Raw genomic sequence first — 18,375 nt, forward strand, 5'->3', positions numbered from 1 at the left:
GCCGTGCGCCTGATATCTATTTTTCTGCTGGCCTGGAGCCTCAGTTTCGGGGCGTACGCAGCGACAGCCCCCGACGCGAAACAGATCGCTCAGGAACTCGAACAGGCGAAGGCGGCAAAACCCGCCCAGCCTGGTACCGTTGAAGCGTTACAAGCTGCACTGAATGCGCTTGAGGAACGAAGTGCTTCCCTCGAGCGCGCGCGCCAGTATCAGCAGGTTATCGACAACTTCCCCAAGCTTTTCCAGACGCTGCGCTCGCAGCTCAATAATCTGTCCGACGAACCGCGTCAGGTCTCAACCAGTCTCTCTTCCGATGCCCTGAACCAGGAGATCCTGCAGGTCAGCAGCCAGCTGCTCGAAGCCAGCCGTCAGGCACAGCAAGAGCAGGAGCGCGCGCGCGATATCGCCGACTCCCTGAACCAGCTTCCACAGCAGCAAACCGACGCACGCCGCCAGCTCAATGAAGTGGAACGCCGGGTCGGCACGCAGACCAGCAATACGCCGCTGGCACAGGCGCAGAATCTTGGCCTGCAGGCGGAATCCGCGCGCCTGAAAGCCCTGGTAAACGAACTGGATCTGGCGCAGCTCTCGGCGAACAATCGTCAGGAGCTGTCGCGCATGCGTGGTGATTTAGCGCAAAAGCAGAGCAAGCTCCTCGACGGCTACCTGCAGGCGCTACGCAATCAGCTCAATAGCCAGCGCCAACGCGAAGCGGAAAAAGCGCTGGAAAGTACCGAACTGCTGGCTGAGAACAGCGAAAACCTGCCGCCGGAGCTTGTAGAGCAGTTTAAGGTTAACCGTGAACTCTCTCAGGCGTTGAATCAGCAGGCCCAGCGAATGGATCTGGTGGCCTCACAGCAACGTCAGGCCACCAATCAGACGCTCCAGGTACGCCAGGCGCTGAATACCCTGCGCGAGCAATCTCAGTGGCTCGGGTCGTCGAACCTGCTGGGTGAAGCCTTACGTGCCCAGGTGGCTCGCCTGCCGGAAATGCCAAAACCGCAGCAGCTGGATACCGAGATGGCGCAGCTGCGGGTACAGCGCCTGCACTTTGAAGATCTGCTTGGCAACCAGCCACAGCTCCGTCTCATTCGCCAGGCCAACGGTGAGCCGCTCACCAGCGAACAAAATCGCATTCTTGAAGCACAGCTACGCACGCAGAACGAGCTGCTTAATTCACTACTGCAGGGCGGCGACACGCTGATTCTGGAACTGACCAAGCTGAAAGTTTCCAATAGTCAGTTGGAAGATGCGCTGAAAGAGATCAACGAAGCGACCCACCGCTATCTGTTCTGGACCTCGGACGTCAGCCCAATCGGTTTCTCATGGCCGCTGGAAATTGTCCACGACCTGCGTCGTCTGGTGTCGCTCGATACTGTCAGCCAGCTTGGCAAAGCCAGCGCCATGATGTTGACCAGCAAAGAGACGCTGCTTCCGTTGTTTGGTGCCTTGATTCTGGTGGGCTTCAGCATCAGCTCCCGTCGCCATTTCACCCGTTTTCTGGAGCGTTCCAGCGCCCGGGTCGGCAAAGTCACTCAGGATCACTTCTGGCTGACGCTACGCACGGTGTTCTGGTCGATTCTGGTGGCGTCTCCCCTGCCGGTGCTGTGGATGACGCTGGGCTTTGGTCTGCAATCCGCCTGGCCCTTTCCGCTGGCAGTGGCGATCGGCGATAGCGTCACGGCGACGGTTCCGCTGCTGTGGGTCGTGATGGTGTGCGCCACCTTCGCCCGGCCAAACGGCCTGTTTATCGCCCACTTTGGCTGGCCGCGTAGTCGGGTCACCAAAGCCATGCGCTACTACCTGATGAGCATCGGGTTGATCGTGCCGCTGATTATCGCGCTGATTATGTTTGATAATCTTAACGACCGAGAGTTTTCCGCCTCGCTCGGGCGCCTCTGCTTCCTGCTGATTTGCGGGGCGCTGGCGCTGGTGACCTGGAGCCTGAAACACGCCGGGATCCCGCTGTATCTCGATAAATCCGGGAACGGCGACAACATGATCAACCGCATGCTGTGGAACCTGCTGCTTGGCGCGCCGTTAATCGCCATGCTGGCGGCGGCGATCGGTTATCTGGCCACCGCACAGGCGCTGCTGGCAAGGCTGGAAACGTCGGTGGCTATCTGGTTCCTGCTACTGGTGGTGTACCATATTATCCGCCGTTGGATGCTGATTCAGCGTCGCCGGCTGGCCTTCGACCGTGCAAAACACCGGCGGGCGGAAATTCTCGCCCAGCGTGCTCGCGGGGAAGATGACGTGGTTCATACCAGCAGTCCGGAAGGGTCTGCGGAGAACGAAGTCAGCGAGATCGATCTCGATGCCATCAGTACCCAGTCACTGCGCCTGGTGCGCTCGCTGCTGATGCTCATCGCGCTGGTGTCGGTGATCGTGCTGTGGTCAGAAATTCACTCCGCGTTCGGTTTCCTCGAGAACATCTCGCTATGGGATGTCACCTCTACGGTACAGGGCGTTGAAAGCCTGGAGCCGATTACCCTCGGCGCGGTATTGATCGCCATTCTGGTGCTGATCATCACCACTCAGCTGGTGAGAAATTTCCCGGCCTTGCTGGAACTGGCGGTGCTGCAGCACCTTGATCTCGCGCCGGGTACCGGCTATGCCATCACCACCATCACCAAATATCTGCTGATGCTGATCGGGGGTCTGATGGGCTTCTCGATGATAGGGATTGAATGGGCGAAGCTGCAGTGGCTGGTCGCCGCACTGGGTGTCGGGCTTGGTTTTGGCCTTCAGGAAATTTTCGCTAACTTTATCTCTGGCCTGATTATTCTGTTTGAAAAGCCGATACGTATTGGCGATACGGTGACAATCCGCGATCTGACCGGCAGCGTGACGCGAATCAATACCCGCGCCACCACCATCAGTGACTGGGACCGCAAAGAGATTATTGTGCCTAACAAGGCCTTTATCACCGAGCAGTTCATCAACTGGTCGCTATCCGACTCCGTCACCCGCGTGGTATTAACCATTCCTGCGCCGGCGGATGCGAACACCGAAGAGGTTACCCAGATCCTGATCGCCGCAGCGCATCGCTGTTCGCTAGTGATCGACACCCCTGCGCCGGAGGCGTTCCTTGTCGATCTGCAGCAGGGGATTCAGATTTTCGAACTGCGTATTTACGCCGCCGAGATGGGACACCGGATGCCGCTGCGCCATGAGATCCACCAGCTGATTCTGGCGGGCTATCGCGAACACGGTATCGACATGCCATTCCCGCCGTTCCAGATGCGCCTGGAAAGTATCGACGGTTTAAAAACCAGTAAGTCGTTAACCTCAGCGGGGAAATCCGGCCGGGCGCCGGGAAGTCTGTAACGCCACCCGGGGGAGCTATCCCCCGGTGCTTTCCCTCACCACCAGCGTAACGGGGAGTATTTCATCCGCCTGCGTCACCCCTTCCAGCAAGAGTCCCACGGCGCGATAACCGAGCTGATGCTTGTCGACCGCAATAGTGGTCAGCGCCGGGCGACTCCACGCCGCAGGTGCAATATCATCGAAGCCGATAATGGCAATATCCTGTGGGACACGGACCCCGCGTCGTTCACAAATATTCATAGCCGCAATCGCCGTCACGTCGTTATAGGCGAAGATGGCGTCCGGCGGTACCGGTAGCGACAACAGTTCATTCATTGCCGTCACCAGCGACTGGTTGGTATCCACCAGCGGTGAAGCAATCACTTCATATTCCGGCGGCATCATCATCTGCGCTTCATATAACGCCTGACGATAGCCCTTTTCCCGCTGACGAATACTGTAGTGGGCGGCGGTGCTGGCAAGAAAGGCAATACGCTTGCGCCCGGCGTCAATCAAATGACGCGTCGCCAGATACCCACCATGCTGGTTATCCAGGTTCACACAGGGCAGATCAGGAGCCCATAAATCGACCAGCACCATCGGCAGCTTCGTGTTCTGGATCGCCATGATCAACGTGCTTTCAAAATATCCGGCACAAATCAGGGCATCAGGATGATGCAATGCAATTTGTTCATCGACATTATCGCCAGGCCCGATGGAGAGAAAACTCATGGCGATCCCCTGCTCACGGCAGTGATCCTCCACGCCGAGCAACAGCAAGGAATAAAAGGGCAGTGCACGGGCAATATCATGCTGGCGATGGAGCAAAAACAGGACGCGCTTAATTTTATCGCCCCGCAGACGGGAAAAGTCGTACCCCATTTCCTTCGCCACCGCGATGACTCTCTGCCGGGTGTCTTCCTTGAGCCCCGGTTGGCCTTTGAGGGCCCGGGATACCGCGGCAACGGACAGCCCGCACGCCTCGGCAATACTTCTGATCCTGACCGGCTTTGTCATGTTGCTCCCAATAAAAAATAAACATACTGCGTTAACTATAAATTTATGCCGTACCCACAGCAACCCTCGATGTTTTAAGTCCAAAAACTCACCGCGATTAATATGGAAATATTAGCTATCAGCATGAAATATATTGCTAAATTGGTTTTGAAACATGATCTTATTCACGCTTCACTGATTGCCTTCTTCCCAGAACGATAAGTTAATTTTTAAGGTAACAATATCTTGTTTACTAAAAATGAGGGTGTATATGTTGCCGGCAAAGGGTATGAAGCAAGAGAACTACCTGCTCTCGAGCATATGGTTTCTCTTTTTCTTTATCGGCTGGGGTTCTTGCTTTCCCTGGCTGTCATTATGGCTAACGGAAAAAATTGGCATTCGCTCAACCGAAGTCGGCATGGTGTATACCTGCATCGCTATTGTCGCCGTGGTCTTCCAGCCCGTCTTCGGCATCCTTGCCGATAAACTTAATTTTCGTAAACACCTGATGTGGATGCTGGCAGGGCTGATGATTGCTTTTGCCCCCTGGTGGATCTGGGTTTTCGCCCCGTTACTCAAAATCAATATTATCGCCGGGGCTCTGGCGGGCGGCGTCTTCATCGGCCTGACGTTTGGTTGCGGCTGTGGGATCTGCGAGGCGTGGATCGATAAAATTTCTCGTCTCGAAGGGTTTGAATTTGGCCGTGCCAGAATGTGGGGCGGTATCGGGGCGGCAGTCGGTACCTTTATTTCCGGTAAGCTTTTCGCGATTAACCCCAACTACATTTTTATCATGGCAAGTTGTGCCGGATTGATCCTCGCCGTGCTGCTCTGTTTCTTCCGCCCAGGCCTGCATGTACGGGACGATGCGCTCAGTCCGCAGAGGATAAAAATAGACCGCGGCGATGTGCTGGCCCTGCTGCAAACAGGACGCTTCTGGTTTCTGGTGCTGTATATGGTGGGCGTTGGCGCCGTTTATGAAACCTACGATCAGCAGTTCGCCGTCTACTACAGCAGCTTTTTCGCCACCCGCGAACGGGGGGCGGAAGTATTTGGCTATCTCTACACCGTACAGATTTTCCTTGATGCATTAACCATGTTTTTCGCCCCGGCCATCGTCAATCGTATTGGCCCCAAAAACGCCCTGCTGTACTGCGGTTTTATCATGACCTTCCGTATTATCGGCAGCGCAATGGCTACCGGCCCGATTATGATTTCGACCATGAAGCTATTACACGGCTTCGAAAGTTCGATCCTGATTATCGCCACCCTGAAATACATCTCCGCCAATTTCGACTGGCGACTCTCTGCCACCGTGTACTTAATCGGCTTCCAGTTCTCCAAGCAGTTCAGCCAAATCTTTATGAGCACAGCCATCGGCGGTATGTACGATGCGATGGGATTCAAACAGTCCTATACCGTCCTCGGCATTATCGCACTGTGCTTCACCGTTATTTCTGTTTTCACGTTATCGCGCAATCGGGTGCTGCACCCCGCGCCAACCGTATAACCCTGCGATTCAGGAGTTGATATGTCAGAGTTTTTATCCGTCATTGAAAACGGTATTACCATGGTTTTCGATTTAGCCGACCGGGCGCGTCTGCTGCATTTTTCTGCCCTGCCGTTTAATGCCGACACCATCGGTCCCCATCGCGATGAGCAATCGCGCTTTAATCTGGTCGAGGTCAATATTTCCGGGCTGGATAAACCCCTTGAGCGACATGGTGCCGGATTCACCGCCACGGCACCCGGCTATACGCTGCGCTACCAGCAGCACCAGGACTCACGCAATCATGACGGGCGCAAGCTGGTTTTTACCCTGTACGATACCAACACCGCCGCAGAGGTTGAGGTTCATTATCAGTTTTATACTCACCTGGCGCTGATCCGCAGCTGGAGCGTCATTCGTAATCAAGGCCACCAGGCGTTTACCGTAGAGTATCTTTCCAGCTTCGTGATTAACGGCATCGCCAAAGAGAGCGCCAAAAACTGGGGTGATAACTTCACATTGCATATTCCCCACAACAGCTGGACCCGTGAACTGCAATGGCGGCAGTACCGGTTTGATGAATTAGGCTTCATGCCTTGTATTCAGAAAGGGCTACAGCGCTCATCAAAACCGCTGCATTACAGTAATACCGGCGCGTGGTCGAGCAAAGAATACCTGCCGATGGGCTATCTGGAAGATAGCAGTACCGGCGCTGGCCTGTTCTGGCAAATTGAGCATAACGGTTCATGGCACTGGGAAATCGGCGATCAGGCCAACCATCTCTATTTGCAGTTAGGTGGGCCGAATGAGTTTTATCATCACTGGTTTAAACAGCTGCAGCCCGGCGACGCGTTCTGTTCTGTTCCGGTGGCGATAGGCGTTACCCAGGCGGGCTTCACCGATGCCATGGCGACCTTAACCCAGTATCGCCGCCGCACCCGGCGTCTCAATGATGATAACCAGCAGTTGGGCGTTATCTTCAACGACTACATGAACTGCTTATTTGGCGATCCCACGACGGCAAAACTACTGCCGCTGATCGATGCCGCCGCTACAGCGGGGGCCGAATATTTCTGTATCGACTGCGGCTGGTATGACAAAGGTGAATGGTGGAACGGCGTGGGCCAGTGGCTGCCGAGCGAAGAGCGTTTCCCTGAAGGTATTCAGCATGTGATTCGCTATATTCGCGAAAAAGGCATGATCCCAGGGCTGTGGCTGGAGCTGGAAGTCATGGGTGTGAAATCACCTAAACTGGAGGAAACCGACGACAGCTGGTTCTTCATGCGCCACGGTAAACGGGTGTTTGATCGCAGCCGTTACCAGCTGGACTTTACCAGCCCGGCGGTCATTCGCCATGCCGATGAAGTGATCGACCGGCTGGTCACTGAATATGGTGTCGGCTATATCAAAATGGATTACAACATTGAACCCGGCATCGGCACCGAACAGAATGCTGATAGCGCCGGCGATGGTCTGTTGAAACACAACCGGGCCTGGCTGGCGTGGCTGGATCGCGTGTTTGCCCGCTATCCACAGTTGATCATTGAAAACTGCGGTAGCGGCGGCCTGCGGATGGATTATGCCATGCTGAGCCGCTGTTCTATCCAGTCCACCAGCGATCAAGAAGATTACCTGAAGTACGCGACCATTGCCGCCAATGCCCCTACCGCCGTAACGCCGGAGCAGGCAGCCATCTGGTCCTATCCGCTGCGCGATGACGATGAACAGGCGGTCATCTTTAATCAGGTCTCGGCGATGCTGCTGCGCATTCACCAGAGCGGCCATCTGGCGGAGCTCTCCGATCGGGGTTTTCAGCAGGTCAAGGAGGCGATTCGCTACTACAAAACGTTGCGTCAGCACATCAACACCGCGCTGCCGTTCTGGCCGCTGGGGCTCTCGAGCTTTACCGACGAGTGGGTGGCGCTGGGCATGAAGTCTACAGAAGGTAAGGTATGGCTGGCGGTCTGGCGACGAGAGGGATCGCAGGAGAGCTGCGCGCTACCGTTGACCGGGCTTAAGGGCAGCGTACGACAGGGTTATCCAGCCACCGTGCAACATGAAGCCGTCTGGCACAATGAGCAGGAGGTCCTGACGGTCACTTTGCCACCGCGCTCGGCGGCCATTTTTGAGATATCCCGCTAACTCTCACATAGCCCGGCGAGAGTGAACGCCGGGCTATGTGATTCCGTTATTCAACGCTACGCCAGCGTATCTGACGGGACCTAGGCGCGATCGACGGTAAAGGCAATCACTTCGCTGATACTTTCCGCACCCAGCGCCAGCATCACCACGCGATCGACCCCTAACGCCACGCCGGAGCAGTCCGGCAGACCGGCCTGCAGCGCACCCAGCAGGTTGGTATCAATCGGCTGCTGCGGCAGACCACGGGCCGCACGCTTGCGGTTATCCTGTTCAAAACGCTGCTGCTGTTCCCGCGCATCGGTCAGTTCATGGAAACCATTCGCCAGTTCAATTCCCTTGTAGTAGACCTCAAAGCGCTCAGCGACGCGGTGATCTTCCGTGCTGATCTGCGCTAAAGAGGCCTGGCTTGCTGGGAAATGATACACAAAGGTCGGGCGATCTTTACCAATATGCGGCTCAACGCCCATGGTAAACAGCAGCTGCAATAAGGTGTCCCGGTCTTCTTCCGTATCGGCAATATTGCTCAGATCGAGCTTCGCCGCCGCTTCACGCAGCTGCGTTTTGTCTGCTGACAGAGGATCCAGTTCAAGATGGCGCAGGAATGCCTGCTGATAAGAGAGGCTTTCCGCCGGCTGGCACTCCAGCACTTGCTGAAGCAAATCATCGACTTCATTAATCAGTCGGTACATGTCGTAGCACGGGCGATACCACTCCAGCATTGTGAATTCAGGATTGTGATGACGCCCCATTTCTTCATTACGGAAGCTACGACACAGCTGGAATACCGGACCACAGCCTGCCGCCAGCAGACGCTTCATGTGGTATTCCGGGCTGGTCATCAGATACAGATCCATCCCCTGCGAATAGCCAGGGCCAACGAAACGGGTCTGGAACGGGAACAGGTGAATATCTGTCACCGTTGCCTGGCTCATGCAAGGCGTCTCCACCTCCAGCACGCCACGGTCGCTGAAGAAACGGCGAATTTCCGCCATTATCGCCGCACGTTTTAACAGGTTTGGAATGGATGCGCTCGGCTGCCAGGTTGCCGTTTCGCTCATGTTACTTTCTCCGATTTCATACAAGGGCACGAAGTCTACTCGTAACCGTCGGGTGAAACAAATTTTGTGCGAACTGGCTCCGGTAAATCAGTCGAAGGATTTATCTCCACTCAAGATCCATAATCACAGCTAATAATCCGGCTCACATGGCGCACATATTGATAAAAAAATCGAACACATCAATTTTCCCCATCAACCCTACGGCTATACTCCTTTACCTATAAAGGAGCAGTGATACATTTTCGCCAGTCCGGCGGCGAAATAAACAAAAACTGGAGGAATGTCGTGCAAACTTTTCAAGCCGATCTTGCCGTAATTGGCGCTGGCGGAGCAGGTCTTCGCGCTGCAATTGCCGCGGCGCAGGCAAATCCAAATGCCAAAATCGCACTGATTTCAAAAGTCTATCCCATGCGCAGCCATACGGTGGCAGCTGAAGGCGGTTCTGCCGCCGTCGCGCAGGATCATGACAGCTTTGAGTACCATTTTCACGACACCGTCGCCGGCGGCGACTGGCTCTGCGAGCAGGATGTCGTCGATTACTTCGTCCATCATTGTCCGACGGAAATGGCCCAGCTTGAGCAGTGGGGATGTCCGTGGAGTCGCCGCCCGGACGGCAGCGTCAACGTACGCCGCTTCGGGGGGATGAAAATCGAGCGCACGTGGTTCGCCGCCGATAAGACCGGCTTCCATATGCTGCATACCCTGTTCCAGACCTCCCTTCAGTTCCCGCAAATTCAACGCTTCGACGAACACTTTGTCCTCGATATTCTGGTCGATGATGGCCAGGCTCGTGGACTGGTGGCGATGAATATGATGGAAGGCACTCTGGTGCAAATCCGCGCCAACGCGGTGGTCATGGCGACCGGCGGCGCAGGGCGCGTCTATCGTTATAACACCAACGGCGGCATCGTTACCGGCGACGGCATGGGCATGGCGTTGAGCCACGGCGTGCCGCTGCGCGACATGGAGTTTGTACAGTATCACCCCACCGGCCTGCCAGGTTCCGGCATTCTGATGACGGAAGGCTGCCGCGGCGAAGGCGGTATTCTGGTCAACAAAAACGGCTACCGCTATCTGCAGGATTACGGCATGGGCCCGGAAACGCCGCTGGGCGAGCCGAAAAACAAATATATGGAACTCGGCCCGCGCGACAAAGTGTCTCAGGCCTTCTGGCATGAATGGCGTAAAGGTAACACCATCCCCACGCCGCGTGGTGACGTGGTGTATCTCGACCTGCGTCATCTGGGCGAGAAAAAACTGCTTGAACGCCTGCCGTTTATCTGTGAGCTGGCGAAAGCCTATGTTGGTGTAGACCCGGTAAAAGAACCCATCCCGGTTCGCCCGACCGCCCACTACACCATGGGCGGCATTGATACCGACCAACAGTGCGAAACCCGAATTAAGGGTCTGTTTGCGGTAGGTGAATGCTCGTCCGTCGGCCTGCATGGTGCGAACCGTCTCGGCTCTAACTCGCTGGCAGAGCTGGTGGTATTTGGTCGCCTCGCCGGTGAGCAAGCCATGCAGCGCGCCGCTGAAGCCGGAGAGGCTAACGGCACCGCGCTGGATGCCCAGGCTGCCGACGTAGAAAAACGCCTTAAAACGCTCGTTAATCAGGAAGGTAATGAGAACTGGGCGAAAATTCGCGATGAGATGGGACTGTCGATGGAAGAAGGCTGCGGTATCTACCGTACGCCGGAACTGATGCAGAAAACCATCGATAAGCTGGCGGAACTGCAGGAGCGCTTCAAGCGCGTGCGCATCACCGATAACTCCAGCGTCTTCAACACCGATTTGCTCTACACCATCGAACTGGGCCACGGCCTGAACGTTGCTGAATGTATGGCGCACTCCGCCATCGCCCGTAAAGAGTCGCGCGGCGCGCATCAGTGCCTGGATGAAGGCTGCACCGAACGTGATGACATCAATTTCCTCAAACACACGCTCGCCTTCCGCGATGCCGATGGCAACACACGTCTGGAATATAGCGATGTGAAAATCACCACTCTGCCGCCAGCAAAACGTGTCTATGGTGCAGAAGCGGAAGCAGCCGAGAAGAAGGAGCCGGCAAATGGCTGAGATGAAAAACCTCAAAATTGAAGTGGTGCGCTACAACCCGGAAGTAGACACTGCACCGCACAGCGTGTTTTATGAAGTCCCATATGATGAGCAAACCTCACTGCTTGATGCACTGGGCTACATCAAAGATAACCTGGCGCCGGACCTGAGCTACCGCTGGTCCTGCCGCATGGCGATTTGTGGCTCCTGCGGGATGATGGTCAACAAGGTGCCGAAACTAGCGTGCAAAACCTTCCTACGTGAATACACCAAGGGTATTAAAGTTGAGGCGCTGGCTAACTTCCCGATCGAGCGCGATCTGGTCGTCGATATGACCCACTTTATCGAAAGTCTGGAAGCCATTAAGCCCTATATTATCGGCAACCCGCGGACCCCGGATCAGGGACCAAACAAGCAAACCCCGGCGCAGATGGCGAAATACCATCAGTTCTCCGGCTGCATCAACTGTGGCTTGTGCTATGCCGCCTGCCCGCAGTTTGGTCTGAATCCGGAGTTTATCGGCCCGGCGGCGATCACCCTCGCCCATCGCTACAACGAAGACAGCCGCGACCACGGTAAGAAGGAACGTATGGCGCAGCTGAACGGTCAGAATGGCGTCTGGACCTGCACATTCGTGGGCTACTGCTCAGAAGTGTGTCCGAAGCATGTCGACCCGGCGGCCGCCATTCAGCAGGGCAAAGTAGAAAGCTCGAAAGACTTTCTTATCGCCACCCTGAAACCACGCTAAGGAGTGCATGATGACGACGAAACGCAAACCCTATGTGCGGCCAATGACCTCCACCTGGTGGAAAAAGCTGCCGTTTTACCGCTTCTATATGGTGCGTGAAGGCACCGCCGTACCGACGGTATGGTTCAGTATTGTGCTGATTTACGGTCTGTTTGCCCTGAAGCACGGTGCAGAAAGTTGGGCGGGCTATGTAGGTTTTCTGCAAAACCCGGTGGTGGTGATCCTGAATCTGATCACCCTGGCTGGCGCGTTGCTGCATACCAAAACCTGGTTTGAACTGGCGCCGAAAGCCGCCAATATCATTCTTAAAGGTGAAAAAATGGGGCCGGAGCCGGTGATTAAGGGGCTTTGGGTGGTGACCGCGCTGGTGACCGTGGTGATCCTGTTTGTTGCCCTGTTCTGGTAAGGAGACTGAAATGATCAATCCCAACCCGAAACGTTCCGATGAGCCGGTATTCTGGGGGCTGTTTGGTGCCGGTGGCATGTGGGGCGCGATTGTCGCGCCGGTGATGGTGCTGCTGGTCGGTATTCTGCTGCCATTAGGTCTGGCGCCAGGCGATGCCTTCAGCTACGAGCGCGTGCTGGGCTTTGCGCAGAGCTTTGTCGGACGCGCTTTCATCTTCCTGATGATCGTCCTGCCGCTGTGGTGCGGGTTACACCGTATCCATCACGCCATGCATGACCTGAAAATCCACGTTCCGAACGGTAAATGGGTCTTCTACGGCCTGGCTGCCATTCTGACGGTCGTGACGCTGATCGGCGTGTTATTTATTTAACGTCCCAGATGCCCGGTAGCATTCTGTTACCGGGCTCTCTTTTGCAAAAAATATCCCCCGCTTTTTTCCAGGCAGAATCTACACTTAGCTAAAAAGCCAGCAAGGAAAATGCTATGCGTGTGCTGCCCATTATTGCGGTTATTGCCGCGTCGTTTCTGGTTGTCGCCTGTAGCACGCCGACACCGCCGCAAGGCGTGACGGTGGTCAGCCCGTTTGACACTCAGCGCTATCTTGGCACCTGGTATGAGATTGCCCGCCTCGACCACTCGTTTGAAAGCGGTCTCGAAAAAGTTACCGCCACCTACAGCCTGCGTGGTGATGGTGGGCTGGACGTTGTGAATAAAGGCTATAACCCCGACCGGGAGATGTGGCAGAAAACCGATGGAGTGGCTTATTTTACCGGCTCGCCGACCCGCGCAGCGTTGAAAGTCTCTTTCTTTGGCCCTTTCTACGGCGGCTACAACGTTATCGCCCTGGATAAAGACTATCGCCATGCGCTGGTTTGCGGACCAGACCACGATTATCTGTGGCTGCTGGCCCGCTCGCCGCAAATCTCACCGGAGGTTAAACAGCAGATGCTGGACATTGCCACCCGGCAGGGTTTCGACGTCAGTAAACTTATCTGGGTGAATCAGCACTATTAATCAGTGTGTACTGATCTTAAGCCCGATAATGCCGATGACGATGCACGCCAGGCTGGCAATGCGCATAGCGCTGGCGGATTCACCAAGCAGTACGATACCAGTGATGGCGGCACCAACCGCGCCAATACCCGTCCAGACCGCATAAGCGGTGCCGACAGGCAGCGTCTTCATCGCCCATGACAGCATCGCCATGCTGACCACCATGGCGACAATAGTGATAACGCTTGGTACCAGGCGACTAAAACCGTGGGTATATTTCAGACCAACCGCCCAGACCACTTCCAGCAGGCCGGCGATAAATAAAACGAACCAGGACACAGAACCCCCTTGATGGGGCCGTCCCCGGATGCGATACGCTTACGGGTCGTCCCGCAAGGTGAGTGAAAATCGCAGGTATTATAAGCAACTACGTCGCTGAGAGGAAGAACGGTACGGCCGATAACCGTACCGTCGAGGTCTATTGCTGAGCTTTAGTCGCAGCCCCAGAGATGGCACTACCACCTTCTGAAATATCCTGACCAACACCACGTGTTGTATTACATGCGGTCAACACAGAAGAAAGGGCCAAAACCGTAAAGAACGCTGCAATCGCTTTTTTCACCATAATGTCATCCTTATTACCAGTTTTAGTTATCGTGCCCTATAAGCATAGACAACCTGGCCCGGGATGGCGGGATCTCAGCGTTTTTTAAGAGAAAAGGAGAGATGAAACGGCAGAAGGAAGTGAAACGGTACAACAAATACGATGATGAATCACGTAGCCTGGCAAACGCACCTAACTGACAGCACGGGAAATGGCATGCCCTAACCCCTGGATATCTTCACCAAAGCCGCGAGCAGTATTACAGCCGGTCAGCAAAGCCGCGCTCAGGGAGAGCAATACCAGAAGCTTAATCGTGTTATTCATCTTCCCCTGCTTGTCCGTTCCTTGCTTAGGATATCCTGGCCTGCAATAGCAGGCGCAGCACACTGCTGCGCCAACCATCTCAGAACATGAATTACTTCACGCGGGATACGTATTCGCCAGAGCGAGTATCCACTTTGATGACTTCACCAATCTGAACGAACAGCGGAACTTTAACCACAGCGCCAGTAGACAGCGTTGCTGGTTTACCACCGGTACCTGCGGTGTCACCTTTCAGACCCGGATCGGTTTCAACGATTTCCAGTTCAACGAAGTTCGGCGGAGTCACGGAGATAGGCTGACCGTTCCACAGGGTCACGATGCACTCAGCCTGATCCAGCAGCCATTTAGCGTTATCGCCAACGGCTTTCGCGTCAGCAGCCAGCTGCTCGAAAGTAGAGTTGTTCATGAAGTGGAAGAACTCACCGTCGTTGTACAGGTAAGTCAGGTTCATATCGACAACGTCTGCGCCTTCAGCGGAATCGGTAGATTTGAAGGTTTTCTCTACGCGGGTACCGGTCAGCAGACGGCGCAGCTTAACGCGAGCAAAAGCCTGACCTTTACCTGGTTTCACGAATTCACTCGCTTCAACCGCATAAGGTTCGCCGTCCATCATGATTTTAAGACCGGCACGAAAATCGTTGCTATAGTAAGTCGCCATAAGGCCCTCTGAAATTGTTAATTGGTAGCTAAGCCACAAAATGGCGCATATTGTAACCCTAAATACCCCATCCAGAGAAGATTGGTTAACGCAACTTGCCGATGTTGTGACCAGTCCTGATGAACTGCTGCATCTTTTAAATGTAGACGCTGACGCAAACTTATTGGCGGGGCGTGATGCGAAGCGCCTGTTTGCACTGCGTGTTCCACGGGCATTTATCGCTCGCATGGAGCCAGGAAACCCCAACGATCCCCTTCTTCGTCAGGTACTTACCTCGCAGGAAGAGTTTGTCTCCGCCCCTGGATACTCCACCGATCCGCTGGAAGAACAGCACAGCGTAGTGCCTGGCTTGTTGCATAAATACCGCAACCGGGCGCTGCTTCTGGTAAAAGGCGGCTGCGCGGTAAATTGTCGATATTGTTTCCGTCGGCACTTCCCCTACGCTGAAAACCAGGGCAATAAACGCAACTGGCAGGCCGCACTGGAGTATATTGCCGCCCATCCGCAGCTGGATGAGATCATTTTTTCCGGCGGCGACCCGCTGATGGCAAAAGATCATGAGCTCGACTGGCTGCTAACGCAGCTGGAAGGTATCCCGCATATCAAGCGCCTGCGTATCCACAGCCGCCTGCCGATCGTTATTCCGGCGCGTATCACCGCTACGCTGGTGTCGCGTTTTGAACAATCGTCGCTGCAGATCCTGCTGGTGAACCACATTAACCATGCCAATGAGATCGATAACGACTTCCGTGAGGCGATGAAGCGTTTACGCAGAGCAGGCGTCACGCTCCTGAACCAAAGCGTTCTGCTGCGTGGCGTCAACGATAATGCGCAAACGCTGGCAAATCTCAGTAACGCCCTGTTTGATGCTGGCGTCATCCCCTACTACCTGCACGTGCTGGATAAGGTGCAGGGCGCGGCCCATTTTATGGTCGATGACGAGGAAGCCAGGGCGATTATGCGCGAGCTGTTGACCCTGGTGTCAGGCTATATGGTGCCAAAACTGGCGCGTGAGATTGGCGGAGAACCCAGCAAGACGCCGCTGGATTTAGGCCTGAAACAGCGTTAGCGGTAAACGTCTGCCAGCCGCAACCTGGCAGACGATAAAGTAATAGGTAGTAGACACACAAAAGAAAACCGATAATTAATCCAGCGCATAACGTTCACTGTTTTATCTTTATAGCAGTTCACCGCATTTTAACGTTAAATTAATTACTAACGTCATTCATTAATAACGACCAACCAAAATATAGAGAGTGCATTTGCTGCAATAGCCGCAACCAACAACGGCAATATCCACCTGGGCAATCTGGATATGTATTGCGCCTTATCATGATGTTGGACTTTTACTTCCCCCTCAATGAGCCTCTCCTTAATGTGATGATTATTATCAGGAGGAGCGACAACATCATCTGCTACCTGAATATCAACTTCCTGTTCAGCCGGCACATCCTCTGTTTTAAAAGAAGAGATAATATGTGAATCTGAAGTAAGAACAAAGCCTTGCTGCCTGACCGTAGAGATAATATCCTTCGATAATCCAGCTTTAGACAGCGATCTCCTGAGCAATGAGATATTCTGATAAAAGGTGTTTTGGGAGACAACAACCCCTCTGGTTTTCCAGACCGTATCCAGAAATTCTTCTCGCGATACAATTTTTCCGTGACTTTCCAGTAAGAGTTGAAGGCAACGCGCCGTCGGGGCATTTAAACTCACTCGCTCCCCATGTTCCCCAAGAGGTCGCAACCCATTATCATTCACATCAAAAACAACTTCACCATTAATAATATATTCATTGAATGTCATAATTTCCGATCCTCCTTATCAGCAACATGAATTGACGATGAATTAAGTTCAAATTCACCGTTTAAAATCAGCCAACTCCCTTGTAACCCTATAAAATATAGATAATTTCATGAACAAAGACACAGTGCCGGCCATGGAAATCCAGACAGCACCATAATAGTCTTAGCTTGTAATCAACAATACATTCATTAATCATATGAATTTAATGCAATCCACGCCATCTTAAAACCTGAAGTTTAAATTCAGGGAGAATTCACATGCATTCCTCCCACCTCTGATTTAAGTTTGTCGTCACTTCTGTCAACAAATCTCAAGAAGTATACACCTACTTTTTATTGTTTATGCCAGAAGTAAAACACATGATGCCAAGGCACAGATAGCGGTAAGGCTATTAATCATAAATTAAATAGCAACCGAGCCAGGTATCTATTCAGGACCTATATCTAATAAATGGATTAAACAAATGAAAAAAACAATCATTGCTGCAGCAATCGCTGCTTCCGCAGTATTCGGTACTCAGGCTTTCGCCGCAGGGAACAGTGCCTATCTGACAATTCTGGGTAACGTTACCGACACGGGTGAATCCTGTAACGTAACGCCAGGGCTGGCGATTCAGGGCGGCGTTTTAAAACTGTCTGATGTAAAAGCTTCTGAACTGGAAGCTCTGGCAGTAAATACCCCGCACATGGCTCTGGCTGGCGACATTGAGTACAAAATTGAAGATTGCCAGAAAGGCGCAACTGCTTATACCGGTAACCTGAACGTTACCGTAACCGGTGACTACATCAGCGGCATGGAAGATGTACTGACCAACACCGCAGCAGGCGCAGCAACTAATGCATCTGTGACCGTACTCAAGACCAATGGGACTCGTATTAACTTCACTGGCGGGACACCTGAAGTTGTGCCTTTCACCGCTGGCCAGGCTTCAACTGTATACTATAAAGCAGCATACGTTAAAACCGCAAACGGCGTAACCGACGGGGCAGTTAAAGGCGTAGCTACTTTCACCATCAGCTACTAATACGCAATAGGGCTTACTTACGGTAAGCCCTACTATTTTATTCAGGGACTGAATTATGCTGAAATCATTATTGAAAGTGGTGGTTATTTCTTTTATTTCTACGAGCTTTGTTGCCCACAGCGGTATTGTTATCGATTCAACGCGCCATCTTTACAAAGAAGGTTCGCGTGAAATTAGTGCTAACATAGAAAACAAAGATGATATTCCCTATCTGGTCAAATCATGGGTTGAACCTCGGGAAGGAAATAATACATCATTTTTTATGGTGACCCCGCCTCTTTTCCGCCTGGAACCAAAACAGAAGAATACTGTTCGTGTCTTTCCTAATGCGCATATCGTTAATGCTCCGAAAGACAGAGAAACCGTTTATTTCTTCAGCGTAATGTCAATTCCGCCAACCAACGAAGCCGATAACGATAAGAATAGAGTCCAGTTAGCCGTTCGCCATAGAATGAGACTAATTTATCGCCCATTATCCATACAAAACCTTTCGATAAACGAAGAGGCTAAAAAACTAGAGTGGCGTAAGGCGAACAATAAAATTATGTTAAAAAATACGACGCCGTTTTTCATCTATTTCAAATCAGTCAAAATCAATGGCAAGGAATTGAGTGGCACCGTTAATAATATAGATTCATTTTCGACTAAAGAGTTTTCATTACCTGACGGTGTTAATGGCTCAGAAATAGTATGGAAAGTTGCAACCGATAATGGTGGTACGGGTTCTGCGTACTCGTCATCGATTTAATTACTGTTCTTTTTG

At 53.3% G+C, this 18,375-nt stretch carries 18 protein-coding genes; 11 read left to right on the forward strand and 7 right to left on the reverse strand.

All coding sequences use genetic code 11. The features are described from left to right. The first annotated feature begins 3 nt into the window (after nt 1-3). A complete protein-coding gene (gene mscM / locus ACMYSP_RS10420; protein WP_434586673.1) occupies nt 4-3,330 on the forward strand; it encodes a miniconductance mechanosensitive channel MscM in 3,327 nt (1,108 codons plus the stop codon). Nucleotides 3,331-3,345: 15 nt separating this feature from the next. On the opposite strand, the gene ACMYSP_RS10425 is transcribed toward mscM, so the two are convergent. Continuing rightward, nucleotides 3,346-4,326 carry a LacI family DNA-binding transcriptional regulator gene (locus ACMYSP_RS10425; RefSeq protein ID WP_434586674.1) on the reverse strand — a complete coding sequence of 327 codons (981 nt, stop codon included), beginning with the start codon at nt 4,324-4,326 and terminating at the stop codon, nt 3,346-3,348. A gap of 250 nt (nt 4,327-4,576) precedes the next feature. Here ACMYSP_RS10425 and ACMYSP_RS10430 point away from each other — a divergent pair, with 250 nt between their 5' ends. Continuing rightward, the gene (locus ACMYSP_RS10430) at nt 4,577-5,815 is read left to right on the forward strand and encodes an oligosaccharide MFS transporter (RefSeq protein ID WP_434586675.1); all 1,239 of its coding nucleotides are present in this window, start codon (nt 4,577-4,579) and stop codon (nt 5,813-5,815) included. 21 nt (nt 5,816-5,836) lie between these two features. Beyond that, nucleotides 5,837-7,936 carry an alpha-galactosidase gene (locus ACMYSP_RS10435; protein ID WP_434586676.1) on the forward strand — a complete coding sequence of 700 codons (2,100 nt, stop codon included), beginning with the start codon at nt 5,837-5,839 and terminating at the stop codon, nt 7,934-7,936. A gap of 80 nt (nt 7,937-8,016) precedes the next feature. Here ACMYSP_RS10435 and epmA read toward each other — a convergent pair whose 3' ends face one another. Beyond that, complete coding sequence (gene epmA / locus ACMYSP_RS10440) at nt 8,017-8,994, reverse strand: elongation factor P--(R)-beta-lysine ligase (RefSeq protein WP_123757831.1); 978 nt, start codon at nt 8,992-8,994, stop codon at nt 8,017-8,019. Between the two features lie 285 nt (nt 8,995-9,279). Between epmA and frdA the strand changes: the two genes are divergently transcribed. The 5 genes from frdA (at nt 9,280) to ACMYSP_RS10465 (ending at nt 13,217) form a co-directional block, all read left to right on the forward strand. Then, on the forward strand, nt 9,280-11,070 hold the full coding sequence (gene frdA, locus ACMYSP_RS10445; RefSeq protein ID WP_434586677.1) for a fumarate reductase (quinol) flavoprotein subunit: 1,791 nt from the start codon (nt 9,280-9,282) through the stop codon (nt 11,068-11,070). Further along, on the forward strand, nt 11,063-11,797 hold the full coding sequence (frdB, locus tag ACMYSP_RS10450; protein ID WP_434586678.1) for a fumarate reductase iron-sulfur protein: 735 nt from the start codon (nt 11,063-11,065) through the stop codon (nt 11,795-11,797). Before frdA ends, frdB begins: the two co-directional genes overlap by 8 nt. 10 nt (nt 11,798-11,807) lie before the next feature. Then, nucleotides 11,808-12,203 carry a fumarate reductase subunit FrdC gene (frdC, locus tag ACMYSP_RS10455; protein WP_174509932.1) on the forward strand — a complete coding sequence of 132 codons (396 nt, stop codon included), beginning with the start codon at nt 11,808-11,810 and terminating at the stop codon, nt 12,201-12,203. A gap of 10 nt (nt 12,204-12,213) precedes the next feature. After that, nucleotides 12,214-12,573, forward strand: a complete 360-nt coding sequence (gene frdD, locus ACMYSP_RS10460) for a fumarate reductase subunit FrdD (RefSeq protein ID WP_004856982.1) — start codon at nt 12,214-12,216, stop codon at nt 12,571-12,573. 113 nt (nt 12,574-12,686) lie between these two features. Beyond that, the gene (locus ACMYSP_RS10465; protein WP_434586679.1) at nt 12,687-13,217 is read left to right on the forward strand and encodes a lipocalin family protein; all 531 of its coding nucleotides are present in this window, start codon (nt 12,687-12,689) and stop codon (nt 13,215-13,217) included. Here ACMYSP_RS10465 and sugE read toward each other — a convergent pair whose 3' ends face one another. The 4 genes from sugE to efp all read right to left on the reverse strand — a co-directional run bounded on the left by sugE (nt 13,218) and on the right by efp (nt 14,782). Then, nucleotides 13,218-13,535, reverse strand: a complete 318-nt coding sequence (sugE, locus tag ACMYSP_RS10470) for a quaternary ammonium compound efflux SMR transporter SugE (protein ID WP_434586681.1) — start codon at nt 13,533-13,535, stop codon at nt 13,218-13,220. Nucleotides 13,536-13,674: 139 nt separating this feature from the next. Next, nucleotides 13,675-13,821, reverse strand: coding sequence for a lipoprotein toxin entericidin B (ecnB, locus tag ACMYSP_RS10475; protein WP_004097935.1), 147 nt, complete (start codon nt 13,819-13,821; stop codon nt 13,675-13,677). 171 nt (nt 13,822-13,992) lie between these two features. Further along, nucleotides 13,993-14,124 carry an entericidin A/B family lipoprotein gene (locus ACMYSP_RS10480; RefSeq protein ID WP_434586683.1) on the reverse strand — a complete coding sequence of 44 codons (132 nt, stop codon included), beginning with the start codon at nt 14,122-14,124 and terminating at the stop codon, nt 13,993-13,995. Between the two features lie 91 nt (nt 14,125-14,215). After that, nucleotides 14,216-14,782 (reverse strand): elongation factor P, encoded by a 567-nt coding sequence (efp, locus tag ACMYSP_RS10485; protein ID WP_434586684.1) that lies wholly within the window; start codon nt 14,780-14,782, stop codon nt 14,216-14,218. A gap of 40 nt (nt 14,783-14,822) precedes the next feature. Here efp and epmB point away from each other — a divergent pair, with 40 nt between their 5' ends. Then, nucleotides 14,823-15,851 (forward strand): EF-P beta-lysylation protein EpmB, encoded by a 1,029-nt coding sequence (gene epmB, locus ACMYSP_RS10490; protein WP_434586685.1) that lies wholly within the window; start codon nt 14,823-14,825, stop codon nt 15,849-15,851. Between the two features lie 152 nt (nt 15,852-16,003). Here epmB and ACMYSP_RS10495 read toward each other — a convergent pair whose 3' ends face one another. Next, the gene (locus ACMYSP_RS10495) at nt 16,004-16,588 is read right to left on the reverse strand and encodes a winged helix-turn-helix domain-containing protein (protein ID WP_434586687.1); all 585 of its coding nucleotides are present in this window, start codon (nt 16,586-16,588) and stop codon (nt 16,004-16,006) included. Between the two features lie 463 nt (nt 16,589-17,051). Between ACMYSP_RS10495 and ACMYSP_RS10500 the strand changes: the two genes are divergently transcribed. Together ACMYSP_RS10500 and ACMYSP_RS10505 are read left to right on the forward strand one after the other, a co-directional pair. Beyond that, nucleotides 17,052-17,612, forward strand: coding sequence for a fimbrial protein (locus ACMYSP_RS10500; RefSeq protein WP_434586689.1), 561 nt, complete (start codon nt 17,052-17,054; stop codon nt 17,610-17,612). A 55-nt stretch (nt 17,613-17,667) separates the two neighbouring features. Further along, nucleotides 17,668-18,360, forward strand: a complete 693-nt coding sequence (locus ACMYSP_RS10505) for a fimbrial biogenesis chaperone (RefSeq protein WP_434586690.1) — start codon at nt 17,668-17,670, stop codon at nt 18,358-18,360. Nucleotides 18,361-18,375: the final 15 nt, after the last annotated feature.

It is taken from the genome of Klebsiella sp. R390 (assembly GCF_051131745.1).
GTDB lineage: Bacteria > Pseudomonadota > Gammaproteobacteria > Enterobacterales > Enterobacteriaceae > Klebsiella.